The sequence below is a fragment of the Spongiibacter marinus genome, assembly GCF_016906995.1.
Taxonomy (GTDB): domain Bacteria; phylum Pseudomonadota; class Gammaproteobacteria; order Pseudomonadales; family Spongiibacteraceae; genus Spongiibacter; species Spongiibacter marinus.
Map to the genome: position 1 here is coordinate 84,594 of NZ_JAFBBD010000010.1, position 13,099 is coordinate 97,692.

Genomic DNA, 13,099 nt, shown 5'->3' on the forward strand with positions numbered 1-13,099 from the left:
ATAATCGTTAGCCGGGAGCAGGCTGTGGTTCTGGCGTCCGGCGGGGCGTGATAGCCTATCACGAATGTGAACGATTCCGAATTAACAAGGGGGAAATGTGGCGACGAGTTTGCAGGAAACGAGTTTGCAAGAGTTGGTGGCGGAGGCGAACGCTATCATGGAACCTGAGGCATTTGCGGACTACTGCCCGAACGGCCTGCAAGTAGAAGGGCGGGCTGAGGTGCGGCGTATCGTTAGTGGCGTGACGGCTAGCCAGGCGATGATTGATGCTGCTGTAAACGCAGGCGCTGATGTCCTGCTGGTTCACCACGGTTTTTTTTGGCGCGGAGAGGACCTCTGCGTGAAAGGTATGAAGCGCCGGCGCCTCCAGCGGCTGTTAGAGAGCGGCATTAGCCTTGTTGCCTACCACCTGCCCTTAGATGCCCACCCGGTGCTGGGTAATAACGCTCAGTTGGCAAAAGAGCTGGGGTTTGTGGTGGAGTCGGGGTTGGATGGTTCGGCCAGGCCGGTCGGCAATGTGGGGCGTTTGAGTGAGCCGATGACCGCGCGTGACTTTGCTGCCAAAGTGGCCAGCGTTTTGGGGAGAGAGCCACTGTTGGAGGAGGTGGGGGAGCACCCCATTCACCGAATTGCCTGGTGTACCGGCGCGGCGCAATCGTATATCGATCGTGCGGCAGAGTTGGGGGTAGATGCCTACCTGAGTGGCGAGGTATCGGAGCCGACCATTCACAGCGCAAGGGAGCAGGGGCTGCACTACATTGCGGCGGGCCACCACGCCACCGAGCGCTACGGCGTGCGCGCGCTTGGCGCCAAGCTAGCGGAGACGCTGGGAATCGAGCATCAGTTTATCGATGTTGATAACCCAGTGTAAGCGGGGTTAGGCGTGGGGCGCCACCGGCGGTTTAGGTTCCTGTTCGGATTCTGAGTCCTTGTCCAGGCCAAACTCTTCATGGAGGGCGCCCTTGCTGCCCGGTTGGCGCGGCGCATAGTCCAGTGGCTGCTGAGAAGGTTTGCCGGCAGCGGGGTTGCCCTCGAGTACGGGGCGGCCCTCGGGAAGGGTTTGCAGGGGACTGATGCCCGTGCTGTGCAGGTCGCGTGCGCCACTGGCGATGTGGTTGTGAACATTGCGGTAGCTTTCAGCAAGGTCGTTGAGTAGCTCTGCAGTGCGGTCAAAGTGGCCGCTGACTTCTTGCTGGTAGTCCTGTTGCTGCTTTTGCATGTCATTAAACTGCTTTTCCAAGGCAGCGCGACTCTGCTGTTCTGGCCTGATGCGGCTGAGCATAAAGTAGCCTGCGGCACTGCCTATCAGCAGGCAGATAATGGCTACGGCGATCAGGGTGCTCAATTCGTACACAGTGTTTCCTCCTTGCTCACGACATGTTGCCGTGTTTCGCCACAGTATAACTGGCTCGGATGATTGGGGCAGCCAGCTGAAGCGAAAAATTGCCAATTGGCATTGCGCTGGGTAAAGTTGCCGCCGTCAAAACTAGGGAGAGCAGTATGTCTTCACCTCTACAGCGCTATCAGAGAGATATTGAGTCGGGCGGGTTTTCCCATGACCAAGCTCAGGCGCATGCTGTTGCGTGTTTGCAGCGTTTGTACGAGGAGCTGATTGCTGCACCGCCGACAACTCAGGGGCGCGGTTTGGCAGGAGTATTTGCCAGGCTTCGCAAAGCGCCGCCGGTTGCCTCCATTAAAGGGCTCTATTTTTGGGGTGGAGTGGGGCGCGGCAAAACGTATTTAATGGACACGTTTTACGACACTCTGCCGTTTGACGATAAGCTGCGTGCGCACTTTCATCGATTTATGCAGCGCGTTCATCGCGAGCTAAAGGACCTTGCCGGGGAGAAAAACCCCCTGGTTATGGTGGCAGACCGCATAGCGGATGAGGCGAGGGTTATCTGCTTTGACGAGTTTTTTGTCTCCGATATCACCGATGCCATGATTCTCGCAGGCTTGTTCGAACGCTTGTTTGAACGCGGCGTGGTGCTGGTTGCCACCTCAAATATTGTTCCCGACCAATTGTACAAAGATGGCTTGCAACGGGCGCGCTTTCTGCCGGCTATCGCCTTGATTCAAGAAAATGTTGAGGTCGTGAATGTCGATGGTGGGGTGGACTACCGTCTGCGGGCCCTCGAGCAGGCAGAGTTGTACCACAGCCCCCTGGACGACCAGGCGGAGGCCAGCTTGCAGCGCAGCTTCACCAGTTTGGCGCCCGAGGCACCCGAGGCGAATGTTGCGCTGGATATAGAGGGGCGAAATATTGTCGCCAAGCAAGTGGCTGACGACGTGGCGTGGTTTGAATTCGATGAGCTGTGTGATGGCCCCAGAAGTCAGTACGACTATATCGAGCTGGCGAGAATCTTCCACGCCGTGGTGATTGGCAATGTGCCAATACTGGGCGCCGGAAGAGATGACCAGGCGCGACGTTTTATAAATTTGGTCGATGAGTTTTACGACCGCAATGTAAAACTGGTATTGTCTGCAGCCGCACCGCTGGCGTCGTTGTATGCTGGCGGACGATTAGATTTTGAATTTGAGCGTACCCAGAGCCGTTTGCTCGAAATGCAGTCCAAGGAATATCTGGCGCGAGAGCACCGCCCATAGTGGCGGCTTGCTCTCGCGGTGTTTGTTTAAGAAAGCTGTGTTTTTAGCTTGAAAATCATTTGGCGCTTATGTAGTATTCGCGCTCTTTGTTCGGTACGGTCCCCATAGGCGAGATTCATGAAAACCTTTAGTGCAAAACCCAACGATGTCACTCGCGACTGGTTCGTGGTTGACGCCGCCGACAAAACATTGGGTCGTCTGGCCAGTGAGATTGCGCATCGCTTGCGCGGTAAGCATAAGCCTGAGTACACGCCTCATGTCGATACCGGCGACTACATTGTTGTTGTCAACGCGGAGAAAGTTCGCGTAACTGGCAAGAAAACGACAGACAAGATTTACCATCATCACACTGGCTACCCCGGTGGTTTGAAGTCAATCAGCTTCGAAAAGCTGATCGATAAAGCCCCCGAGCGAGTTATTCAGGGTGCGGTTAAAGGCATGCTGCCTAAAAACCCCCTGGGTCGAGCTATGTTCAAGAAACTGAAAGTTTATGCTGGCGCTGAGCATCCTCACACTGCCCAACAGCCCATCGAACTGAATATTTAACGGAAGCGTACTATGTCAGCCACTCAATATTACGGCACTGGTCGCCGTAAAACTTCTTCAGCTCGCGTCTTTCTGAAGGCGGGAAGCGGTAAAATTTCGATCAATGATCGTGAGCTAGATCAATACTTTGGTCGTGAAGTTGCTCGTATGATCGTTCGTCAGCCTCTGGAGCTGGTCGATATGGTTGAGAAGTTTGATATCAAAGTAAACGTCAGCGGTGGCGGCAGCTTTGGTCAGGCCGGTGCGATTCGTCACGGTATTACACGTGCGCTGATGCAGTATGACGAAGCCTTGCGTGGTGACCTGCGTAAAGCCGGTTACGTGACTCGTGATGCTCGTGAAGTTGAGCGTAAGAAGGTTGGTCTGCGTAAAGCGCGTAGAAAGCCACAGTTCTCCAAGCGTTAACCACTGCGGCCGAATGGCCGGAAGGCGCTTTGGCGGCTATCGGAAAACGCCCAACAGAAAAACTGTGGGCGTTTTTTTTTGCCCGTTTGAGAGGCGGGATAATGCTGGCGAGCAGGGAATTGATTGTCAGTCCGGGCCAAGTTCATTAGTATTTGGCCCACTTGAAATTAGCTGTCGCTCCCTTATTGGGGCGGTTTAGTCTGATTATTCGTATGTTATGGGGGAAACGTCATGAGTAATGACGGCGTAAACACGGGGCGTCGGCGCTTTCTGACCGCAGCTACCTCGGTGGTCGGTGCCGCAGGCGTAGTTGGGGTGGCAACGCCATTCGTGGGCTCTTGGAATCCCAGTGCCAAAGCTAAAGCGGCAGGTGCACCGGTAAAGGCAGATATCAGTAAATTAGAGCCGGGCCAAATGGTCGTAGTAGAGTGGCGCGGTAAGCCAGTTTATGTACTGCGCCGCACAGAAAAGCAGATCGAAGAGCTTTCTACTATCGAAACACATTTGAAAGACCCCGCATCTGAAGGCGCGCAGCAGCCGGAGTACATTGAAGGCATTGCTCGCTCTATTCGTTCTGAGTATCTCGTTTTGATCGGCTTGTGCACCCACTTGGGTTGTGCGCCTAAGCACCGTCCAGAAGTCGGTGTTCCCGACTTGGGTGGCGATGCCTGGGTAGGCGGCTTCTTCTGCCCTTGCCACGGTTCACGCTTCGATCTGTCTGGTCGCGTCTACGCGGGCTCACCTGCGTCGCGTAACTTGGATATTCCGCCATATTCATACGAAGGTGACAATGTACTCGTCATCGGTGTCGATCAGGGGGCTGCGTAATGAAGATGTTAATTGGTCTGCGCGACTGGGTTGATGCCCGCCTACCAATTATGCGTGCATGGGATACCCATATGGGTAAGTACTATGCACCTAAGAACTTTAACTTCTGGTATTTCTTCGGTGTGTTGTCGTTGCTGGTGTTGGTAAACCAGCTGCTGACCGGTGTATGGCTGACAATGAGCTTCACGCCGAGTGCTGAGGAGGCGTTCCGCTCCGTTGAATACATCATGCGTGATGTCGAATACGGTTGGATCATACGCTATATGCACTCAACCGGAGCATCGGCGTTTTTCGTTGTTGTTTACTTGCACATGTTCCGTGCCCTGCTTTACGGCTCGTATAAGAAGCCCCGTGAGCTGATTTGGGTATTCGGTATGTTCATCTTCCTGGCGCTGATGGCAGAGGCCTTCGTAGGTTATGTATTGCCATGGGGTCAAATGTCATACTGGGGTGCGCAGGTAATTATCTCGCTGTTTGGCGCCATTCCGGTTGTCGGTGAAGATATTGTGCAGTGGATCCGCGGTGACTACCTGATTTCTGGTATTACCTTGAACCGCTTCTTTGCTCTGCACGTTGTTGCGCTGCCGATCATTCTTCTGGCCTTGGTTGTTCTGCACATCCTTGCGCTCCACGAAGTGGGCTCCAATAACCCTGACGGCGTTGAGATCAAGAAGAACAAAGACGAGAACGGCATCCCCCTGGATGGCGTGGCGTTCCACCCGTACTACACCGTGCACGATTTGACGGCGGTGGCGGTGTTCTTGTTTGTCTTCTGTAGCATCATCTTCTTCATGCCTGAAATGGGCGGTTATTTCATCGAGTTTGCGAACTTTGAAATCGCCAATGGCTTGAAGACGCCTGAGCACATTGCTCCAGTTTGGTACTTCACACCGTTTTACTCGGTGCTGCGTGCCGTTCCCGATAAGCTGTGGGGCTTCGTTGCATTCGGCGCGTCTGTAGCGATTCTGTTCCTGTTGCCTTGGCTTGATCGCAGCCCAGTGAAGTCCATTCGCTATAAAGGGCGTATCAGTAAGATTGCTATCGTACTGTTTGCGGCAGCCTTCCTGATCTTGGGTGTGCTGGGTGTTAAAGCGCCGACCGAAGGTCGTACTTTGCTGGCTAGAATTTGCTCAGTGATTTACTTTGCCTTCTTCCTGCTAATGCCTTTCTGGACCAAGTGGGAGGCGACTAAAGCTGAGCCTGCTCGGGTGACCGATGGCGGCATGGGCTTCTGGAAGAGCATGGGCGTTCTGCTGGTCGTTGCGCTGTTGACCATCGTTCCGCTGAAGGCGGTCGGTGCGGAGTCAGCGCATAACTGCGGCACTATGGATTGCGATGAAATTCAGACGGACGTTACCAACCTGCCGTCCTTGCAGCGTGGCGCCCAAACCTACATGAACTATTGTATGGGGTGTCACTCTTTGCAGTACGGGCGTTATCAGCGTACTGCCAACGACCTGAATATCCCCGAAGACTTGTTTGAGCAGTACCTTAAGTTCGATCAGTCGGCCAAAATCGGTGCATTGATGACCAATGCCATGGACGAGGCCGAAGCAAAGAAATGGTTTGGCGCTGCGCCACCGGATCTGACGCTGGTTGCGCGTGCGCGTAACCCCGACTGGCTTTACACCTACCTGCGCACTTTTCACGCTGACCCTTCACGTCCATACGGCGTAAATAACCGCGTGTTTAAAGATGTTGGTATGCCTCACGTTCTCGCTGAGCTGCAGGGTATGCCTGAGTGTGCGCCGGGCCCGGTGCAGGCGGCCAATGGTGGTATACTGCGCGACCCGTTAACGGGTGAAGATGTGCTTTTCGATGAAAACGGCAATGCCCTGAACCCATGCGGCAGTTTCACCTACGCTACCGAAGGGTCGTTGACTCCGGAAGAGTATGATGCCGTTATCTACGACCTGGTGAACTTCCTTGAGTACATGGGAGAGCCTGTACAAGCGAAGCGTAAGCGCATTGGCGTCTATGTGCTGGCGTTTATTGCGCTGTTCTTCGTTTTTGCTTACCTGCTTAACCGCGAGTACTGGAAAGACGTGCACTGATGTAAACCTGCGAACAGCTGGGTTTTATAGACGGGCGGCTTCATTTTGAGGTCTGCCCGTTTCTTGTCATATAGATTGATAGTTTGAGGTGAGTTCAATGGGCGTTGTTGCCAAGCGTTCTACAATGACATTTTTTTCTGATGCAGCCAGCCACTATAGCCATCGTGTGCGGATTGTATTGGCAGAAAAGGGTGTAACCGTCGATATTGTTGACGTTGATCCAAGCAACCTTCCCGAGGAAGTCGCTGAGCTCAACCCCTATGGTAGTTTGCCGACCCTGGTGGATCGCGATTTGGCTTTGTATGAGTCAAAAGTGATGATGGAATACCTCGATGAGCGCTTTCCTCATCCGCCATTGCTGCCGGTATATCCAGTAGCGCGTGGTGAGAGCCGTCAGTACATTTATCGCATCGAGCGCGACTGGTGTCGTCTGGTCGATGAAATTCAGAACGGAAGTCAAAAAGCACAGGATAAAGCGCGCAAAGAGCTGCGTGACAGCCTGCTGACGATCGCACCGATTTTCGCGGAAAAGCCATTCTTTATGAATGAAGAGTTCACATTGGTGGACTGCTGTTTAGCTCCGATTCTATGGCGATTGGAGCTGCTGGGCGTGGAAATTCCTCAGACTCGTCAGTCCAAGCCGCTGCTGGAATACATGGTTCGCCTGTTTGAGCGCCCCTCATTCCAAGAGAGCTTGACCCAGAAAGAGCGGGAAATGCGCGGCGAAAACAGCGCGGCCTAATCACTATGGCAATGAACTCCAGCCGCCCTTACATGATCCGAGCGATCTATGAATGGGTCGTCGATAATGACTGCACTCCCTACATTCTGGTGAATGCCATGATGGAGGGAGTGGAAGTGCCCCAGCAGTTTGTGCAAGACGGTCAAATTGTTCTTAATATCTCTCCGTCTGCTGTTGTTGGTCTTGATGTCGGCAACGACGAGCTGGGTTTTCGGGGGCGGTTTGGCGGTGTTGCGCAAGATATCCGTGTGCCCGTTGCGGCTGTGCTCGGAATTTACGCCAGAGAAAATGGCCAGGGCATGCTGTTTGATGCCGACGAACCGCCGACAACACCGCCGGATGGGGCGGGCTCCGACACGACGTCGAGTGCTAAGCCGCAGCCGGGGCGGCCAAGCCTGAAAGTAGTCAAGTAACAGTAGTAGCTCGAATCCTCGGGCTACTTACCTCCCTAGTAGTATTCAAATACCCTTACCACTTTTTGCACGCCTTTTGTTTCGCTGGTCACGCGCGCCGCGATATCTGATTCACTCTTTGATACTAAACCCATCAAATAGACGACACCCTTTTCTGTAACGACCTTGATGCGCGATGCATCCAGCTGTTCGTTAAGGGATAGGCGGCTTTTGACCTTTGTACTCAGCCAGCTGTCATTGCTGCGTGTGAGCATGCTGCTGGCTTCGCCAATGCTGAGTTCGTTGTGCACCTTTCGCACTTTTTTGAGCTTGTCAGCAACGGCGGCGGCTTGCTGTTTTAGCTCGGCGTTAGCCACTTGTCCTGTGAGCAACACAATGCCGTTGTGACTGGTGACGTTAATGTGTGCGTCCTCGAGCTCCGGGCGGGTTTTGCGGATATTGACGGTGGCTTTGGTTTCAATAATTTGGTCGTCAATATAGCTGCCAAGGCTGCGACTACCGGGGTCTTCCTGTATCGGTGCGTCGTTAGTAGCAGTGAGTATCTGCGTGCAGGAAGCTAGACTCAGGGACAAGGCTAGCGCCTGCAAGGTGCGAAGGTAAGTATTCATATCAATAACTTCCAAATAGTTGGCTGTCGATGAGCTCGCATATTGCGTGAACAGCAACAAGCTGCATTTCTGTTAGGCGGGCGGCATTGTCCACGGGAAAGACCAGCTCAATATCATCGGCTTGCAGCAGCGCGCTAGCGTCACCGGCATCTGGGCCCGAGAGGCCGATTACGCGCATTTCGCGTTCGTGTGCAGCCTGAATGCAGCGCAGCGTATTCGCACTGCCGCCCTGATAGCAGATGAAGAGGCAGTCACCGCGATGACCTAATGCCCGGATCTGATTGGCAAATATATCGTTGTAACCTGACTGGGATGCGATTGCCGTGGCAGTCGCTGAATCCGTCGTTAGCGCCATCGCCGGAAGCGCTGGGCGCTCATGCTGAAAATGGTTGAGCAGGTTGGTAACAAGATGTTGGGCGATTAAGCCCTGAGTGCCCTCGCCACAACAGATAACTTTGTTCTCGCTGAGCATGGACTCGACGATACCGTCACTGGCTTTCGCAATACCTTCACCAAGTGCTTCCATGGTGTACATGCAGCTCTCTATGTGGCGGTGAAACAGGTCTACCACGTGTTCTGATTGATCCACAGTGCGGAATCCTTATAGCTGAAAGGCGTTAGTTAGCCAGTGTAGTTGGAATTTGCCTTGCTGCTCCGATGCTTCAATGACATCGAAACGGCAGGGAAGTTCGCACTGGCTGTGGGTTGCTAGGTAGAGTGAGGCCGTTTGGATAATGCGCTGTTGCTTGTGTCGGTCGACCGATTCCGCACCTCCGCCGAAGCGACGGTTATTACGCAAACGGACCTCCACAAACACCAGTGTTTCTCCGTCCTTAGCAATAATGTCGATCTCTCCGAAGCGGCTACGAAAATTTTGCTGGACGATGATAAGGCCTTGTTTGCGCAGAAAGTCGCAGGCTGAACGCTCGGCGTTATCGCCTTTTTGCTTGCGGTTAAACAAGTTTATTCCTGGCTTGATGCATCGATGACCGCGACACCCCCGCGAATTTCCGCCAGTGTGAGTTCGCGCTCTATTTGGCCCAAGGCATTCAAGGTGAGTGTGCCTGTTTCGCCGAATACTTGCCCACTGCCTGTGCGTAATTGATTAATACGCATATGCAAACGGAAGCTGTCTACGCCCAGGGCATACATCCGCTGAAAGGCATCGCTGCGAGCAAAGTGCGCATTAATGGCTTGGCGTATGGCGGAGTCACTGTTGAACACCCAGGGGATATCGACAAAGTGAATACCGTTGATGTCCTGATCCCGGGAGCGGTCAGTATTGCCGCGGTAGATATGTGATGTCGCGTAGACCGGTAGGTCGCCCGCATAGTGGTAGGCCAGAAGCGGCTTCACGGCGCGGCCTTCGTTCGGGCGAGCCACCAAGAAAATCATGTCAGCATCGCTGCGGCGATAGGGTTCGAAGTAAGGCGTCATGCCAATAATTTGTTGCAGTCGACGTCGACGCTGTTCACTTTGATCGATATGAAGCAGTTGTTTTATGCGCTTGGAATAGTCGTTGGATTTAGCGTTAAAGTTGGTACTGTCGCTAATGTAGCCGCCGGCTTGTTGCCAGCGCTGGGCGAAGGCCTGTGCCACCTTGCTGCCCCAGTTGCCCTCCGGGGTGATGATCATCGCTCGTTGTAGGCCTTTATTGCGCGCAATATCCGCAATCTGCTCCGCTTCGTCTTGCGGGTTAAGGCCGAATTGATAGAGGCCGCTGGGGAATTGATCCCCCTCGATACGGTTGAGCGCCAGGGTGGGGATCGGCATCATTTTGGGGTGCTGGCTAATCAGCTCGTCGAGCTTTTCCTTGCGCAGAGGGCCGATAGCCAATTCGCAGCCATCACTAATGGCTTGATCGAGCAGCCGATTGATGTCGCCGCTCCCGCTATCGTAGAGAATAATTTCCGGGGTCCTGGCCTGGTTTTCCTGCGCCTGCATGTAGGCGGCGATAAAGCCGTCGCGTATGGCCTTGCCATAACTGGCAAAGCGCCCGGTGAATGGCAGGATGAGCGCGAGTTTCGTGGGCTGGTCAACAATTAGGCTGTCGAGTTGATCCAGGCCGCCGGGTAGTGGGTGGCGACCGGGGTGGTTGGGCCAGCGTGCCAGCCATGTATCGCGCTGGCGAATCTGCGCTTCAATATCGCCCTGATTGTCTTTGGCAACCGAGGCAAGCTCGAGCCAGCCAAGATAGTCGCGGTTGCTGGCGCTGTCGAGTTTGTCGAGCAGTACGGACGTTGGAATCTGCATCAGCGATTGCCAAATAGCATCGCGGTTTTGCTCCTGCTGACTGCGGGTGAGCAGCGGATCGATAAATATCCATTCCCGTACGGCGGCAAGGTGGTCGCCCTCAATGGCAAACAGCGACGCCCTAAGCTGGCTGAATTGCAGTTGGCGCCGAAGGGGGGCTTCCAGCATTGCCTGCTCAATTAGTGGGTCTGACAGCTGGATCAGCGCCTCGCTAAACTCCGCGTGCGCGCGGTGAATTCGCGCTCTGACAAGGGCCAGGCGAAGTGCCTGATTCGGGGTTAATTCCGGTGCGACCAAATCTCGTACGGTGTCGTCCGCGCGCCCCATCTCTCCGTCTCTAAGAAGCACTTCGGCCGCGCGCAGTTGAAGCTCCTGGGCGGCTTCTGGGTCCAGACTCATGGCTTGTTGCAGCCACAATTCAACATCTTCGGATTTCGCCGTGGCAGGGTTAAACTCGAGTGCTTGCCGGTTTATCGGGGTGCTGGGGCGCTGGCGAATCTCATCGTAGCTTGTCAGGGGTTCCTGCTGCGTAGCGGTTGGCGAACTCGGTGCGCTGGAACAGGCAGCGAGTGCTGCGCCAATGATCGCGAGCGCGAAAAATCTTGTCTTCATCATTATGCCGTTGTTAGTCTTCGCCAGCTGGTTCATTAGAGGATAGTCCTTTTGGAGTCGACTCCCACGCTTTTCGTCGTTGCCACACCTCTCGGGAATCTCGCCGATATGGTACCCCGAGGGCTGGAAGTCCTACAATCGGTAGATCGGATTGCGGCGGAGGATACGCGCCGCAGCGCCCCTTTATTGGCGCATTTCGGTATTACTACCCCTATGATCGCCTACCATGACCACAGCGGCAGCAAGGATACTGAGCGCTTGCTCGATATTCTGCGCTGCGGCGGTAGTATCGCGCTCATTTCTGATGCCGGTACGCCGCTGATCTCAGACCCCGGTTATCGCCTTGTCGATGCAGTGTTGGCAGAGGGGTTTCGGGTATCGCCCATTCCCGGAGCAAGCGCTCTGATAGCGGCTCTGTCGGTCGCAGGTTTGCCGTCAGACCGTTTTACATTTGAAGGGTTTATGCCCGCCAAAGAGCAGGCCCGCTGCAAGCAGCTGGACGCCCTCAAAGCAGAGCCTCGCACCATGATTTTTTATGAGGCTCCCCATCGGTTGCTGGATTGTGTGCGGGATATAGCTCGGTGTTTTGGCGGTGATCGTGTGGTGGTGTTGGCGAGGGAGCTCACTAAATTATATGAGACGGTGGCAAGGCTGCCGGCTGATGAATTGGCTGCGTGGGTGGCTGACGATCGCAATCAGCAGCGGGGTGAGTGTGTGCTGTTGGTGGCTGGGTATCAGGCGAAGGAGGGCGACCTTAGTCCGGAGGTGGTGCGCTGCTTCGATATACTTCGCAGCGAACTGCCGATGAAGCAGGCTGCTTCGATAGCGGCGAAGCTTACCGGCGTTAAGAAAAACCGTCTTTATCAATACGGGTTAGAGCAACCCCTAAAAAAATAGCCGCTCGGGCTTGTGTCTTTTTAAAGTACTGGTTATTCTTACAGTTGAGTCGGCTGGGCGGCCGCTCTGCGCGCAAGCGCGGGGAGGAAAGTCCGGGCTCCATAGGGTAAAGCGCCAGGTAACGCCTGGGGGGCGAGAGCCTACGGAAAGTGCAGCAGAAAATATACCGCCTACGTAGCTTCGGCTGCCGGTAAGGTTGAAATGGTGCGGTAAGAGCGCACCGCGCGACTGGCAACAGTTCGTGGCATGGTAAACCCCGCTTGGAGCAAGGCCAAATAGGAATCCTACGCTGCGACCCGCAGTGGATTCGGGTAGGCTGCTTGAGGTTTGCGGTGACGCAGGCCCCAGATGAATGGTCGTCCACGACAGAACCCGGCTTATAGGCCGACTCATTTTTCTTCTCTTTCTGATTATTTCTCCGATAACGAGCTATCTACTTAAGGATTTACTTTAAGTAGTGTTTTTATGTGCTTGTTTTCTATGTCTTAGTTTTCTTTGTTTTTGCAAGTTCCGCGATTTTGCCTGCCATTTCACAACATATTTGCGAAAAATCCCTGCGTTTTGCGGTGCGTCTTCCTTGACATAAATGCTGCACAGTTCATATAGTGTCGCGTAGTGGTGAAAAGTGGCATTTTGTGGGTTCAGGTGGTGCGAAAGTGGATTTTGAAGGGATAAAGGTGGGCTAGCGTGTTTATCGGCAGCTACGCAATCACAATGGATGCAAAGGGGCGCATGGCGATTCCAGCCAAAGTGCGCGATGCCCTGTCGTCCGTGTGTGAGGGGCGTTTGGTTGTCACTGCTCATACAGAAGAGCGCTGCCTGTTGGTCTACCCCGAGCCCCAATGGCTGGATTTACAGCCAAAAATTGAGGCCTTGCCCAATATCCATCGCAAGGCCAGACGTATGCAGCGCTTGTTGCTTGGTTATGCCACGCCGCTTGAGCTTGATGGCAATGGTCGCGTGTTATTGCCACAGACCCTGCGTGACTACGCAAATTTAGAAAAGAAATTGATGCTTATCGGGCAGGGGAAAAAATTAGAGCTTTGGAGTGAGTCGGGCTGGAACCAGGAGCTCGATACCGGCGATGACGATGAGTCGATGCCGGAAGAAATGCTGTCGCTGTCACTTTAAGGG

15 protein-coding genes and 1 other RNA gene are annotated in these 13,099 nt (G+C 54.2%); 11 read left to right on the forward strand and 5 right to left on the reverse strand.

What is annotated here, in order from left to right; all coding sequences use genetic code 11:
• Nucleotides 1-97 precede the first annotated feature (97 nt).
• On the forward strand, nt 98-871 hold the full coding sequence (locus HNR64_RS15240) for a Nif3-like dinuclear metal center hexameric protein (protein WP_420853755.1): 774 nt from the start codon (nt 98-100) through the stop codon (nt 869-871).
• Between the two features lie 6 nt (nt 872-877).
• On the opposite strand, the gene HNR64_RS15245 is transcribed toward HNR64_RS15240, so the two are convergent.
• Entirely contained in the window at nt 878-1,354 is a 477-nt protein-coding gene (locus HNR64_RS15245) for a Z-ring associated ZapG family protein (RefSeq protein ID WP_204997286.1), read from the reverse strand.
• A 146-nt stretch (nt 1,355-1,500) separates the two neighbouring features.
• Between HNR64_RS15245 and zapE the strand changes: the two genes are divergently transcribed.
• The 7 genes from zapE (at nt 1,501) to HNR64_RS15280 (ending at nt 7,595) form a co-directional block, all read left to right on the forward strand.
• Nucleotides 1,501-2,607, forward strand: a complete 1,107-nt coding sequence (gene zapE / locus HNR64_RS15250; RefSeq protein ID WP_204997287.1) for a cell division protein ZapE — start codon at nt 1,501-1,503, stop codon at nt 2,605-2,607.
• A 117-nt stretch (nt 2,608-2,724) separates the two neighbouring features.
• On the forward strand, nt 2,725-3,153 hold the full coding sequence (rplM, locus tag HNR64_RS15255; RefSeq protein WP_204997288.1) for a 50S ribosomal protein L13: 429 nt from the start codon (nt 2,725-2,727) through the stop codon (nt 3,151-3,153).
• Between the two features lie 12 nt (nt 3,154-3,165).
• Nucleotides 3,166-3,558, forward strand: coding sequence for a 30S ribosomal protein S9 (rpsI, locus tag HNR64_RS15260; protein ID WP_204997289.1), 393 nt, complete (start codon nt 3,166-3,168; stop codon nt 3,556-3,558).
• A gap of 231 nt (nt 3,559-3,789) precedes the next feature.
• Complete coding sequence (petA, locus tag HNR64_RS15265; protein WP_204997290.1) at nt 3,790-4,386, forward strand: ubiquinol-cytochrome c reductase iron-sulfur subunit; 597 nt, start codon at nt 3,790-3,792, stop codon at nt 4,384-4,386.
• On the forward strand, nt 4,386-6,440 hold the full coding sequence (locus tag HNR64_RS15270; protein WP_204997291.1) for a ubiquinol-cytochrome c reductase: 2,055 nt from the start codon (nt 4,386-4,388) through the stop codon (nt 6,438-6,440). The genes petA and HNR64_RS15270 overlap by 1 nt, the downstream gene beginning before the upstream one ends.
• 97 nt (nt 6,441-6,537) lie before the next feature.
• Nucleotides 6,538-7,182 (forward strand): stringent starvation protein SspA, encoded by a 645-nt coding sequence (sspA, locus tag HNR64_RS15275; protein ID WP_204997292.1) that lies wholly within the window; start codon nt 6,538-6,540, stop codon nt 7,180-7,182.
• A gap of 5 nt (nt 7,183-7,187) precedes the next feature.
• Nucleotides 7,188-7,595: a ClpXP protease specificity-enhancing factor gene (locus HNR64_RS15280; RefSeq protein ID WP_204997293.1), complete on the forward strand. Its 408-nt coding sequence runs from the start codon at nt 7,188-7,190 to the stop codon at nt 7,593-7,595.
• Nucleotides 7,596-7,630: 35 nt separating this feature from the next.
• On the opposite strand, the gene HNR64_RS15285 is transcribed toward HNR64_RS15280, so the two are convergent.
• From HNR64_RS15285 to HNR64_RS15300, 4 genes are read right to left on the reverse strand one after another with little or no spacing between them, the layout of a single operon-like run.
• Nucleotides 7,631-8,203, reverse strand: a complete 573-nt coding sequence (locus HNR64_RS15285) for a BON domain-containing protein (protein ID WP_027874549.1) — start codon at nt 8,201-8,203, stop codon at nt 7,631-7,633.
• A 1-nt stretch (nt 8,204) separates the two neighbouring features.
• Complete coding sequence (locus tag HNR64_RS15290; protein ID WP_204997294.1) at nt 8,205-8,792, reverse strand: SIS domain-containing protein; 588 nt, start codon at nt 8,790-8,792, stop codon at nt 8,205-8,207.
• Nucleotides 8,793-8,804: 12 nt separating this feature from the next.
• On the reverse strand, nt 8,805-9,164 hold the full coding sequence (locus HNR64_RS15295; protein ID WP_204997295.1) for a YraN family protein: 360 nt from the start codon (nt 9,162-9,164) through the stop codon (nt 8,805-8,807).
• A 2-nt stretch (nt 9,165-9,166) separates the two neighbouring features.
• Nucleotides 9,167-11,104 (reverse strand): penicillin-binding protein activator, encoded by a 1,938-nt coding sequence (locus tag HNR64_RS15300; protein ID WP_204997296.1) that lies wholly within the window; start codon nt 11,102-11,104, stop codon nt 9,167-9,169.
• Between the two features lie 15 nt (nt 11,105-11,119).
• Here HNR64_RS15300 and rsmI point away from each other — a divergent pair, with 15 nt between their 5' ends.
• From rsmI to mraZ, 3 genes are all read left to right on the forward strand, one after another.
• Entirely contained in the window at nt 11,120-11,965 is an 846-nt protein-coding gene (rsmI, locus tag HNR64_RS15305) for a 16S rRNA (cytidine(1402)-2'-O)-methyltransferase (RefSeq protein WP_204997297.1), read from the forward strand.
• Nucleotides 11,966-12,010: 45 nt separating this feature from the next.
• An RNA gene (gene rnpB, locus HNR64_RS15310) (RNase P RNA component class A) lies at nt 12,011-12,361 on the forward strand.
• 291 nt (nt 12,362-12,652) lie between these two features.
• Nucleotides 12,653-13,096 (forward strand): division/cell wall cluster transcriptional repressor MraZ, encoded by a 444-nt coding sequence (mraZ, locus tag HNR64_RS15315; RefSeq protein ID WP_027874545.1) that lies wholly within the window; start codon nt 12,653-12,655, stop codon nt 13,094-13,096.
• Nucleotides 13,097-13,099: the final 3 nt, after the last annotated feature.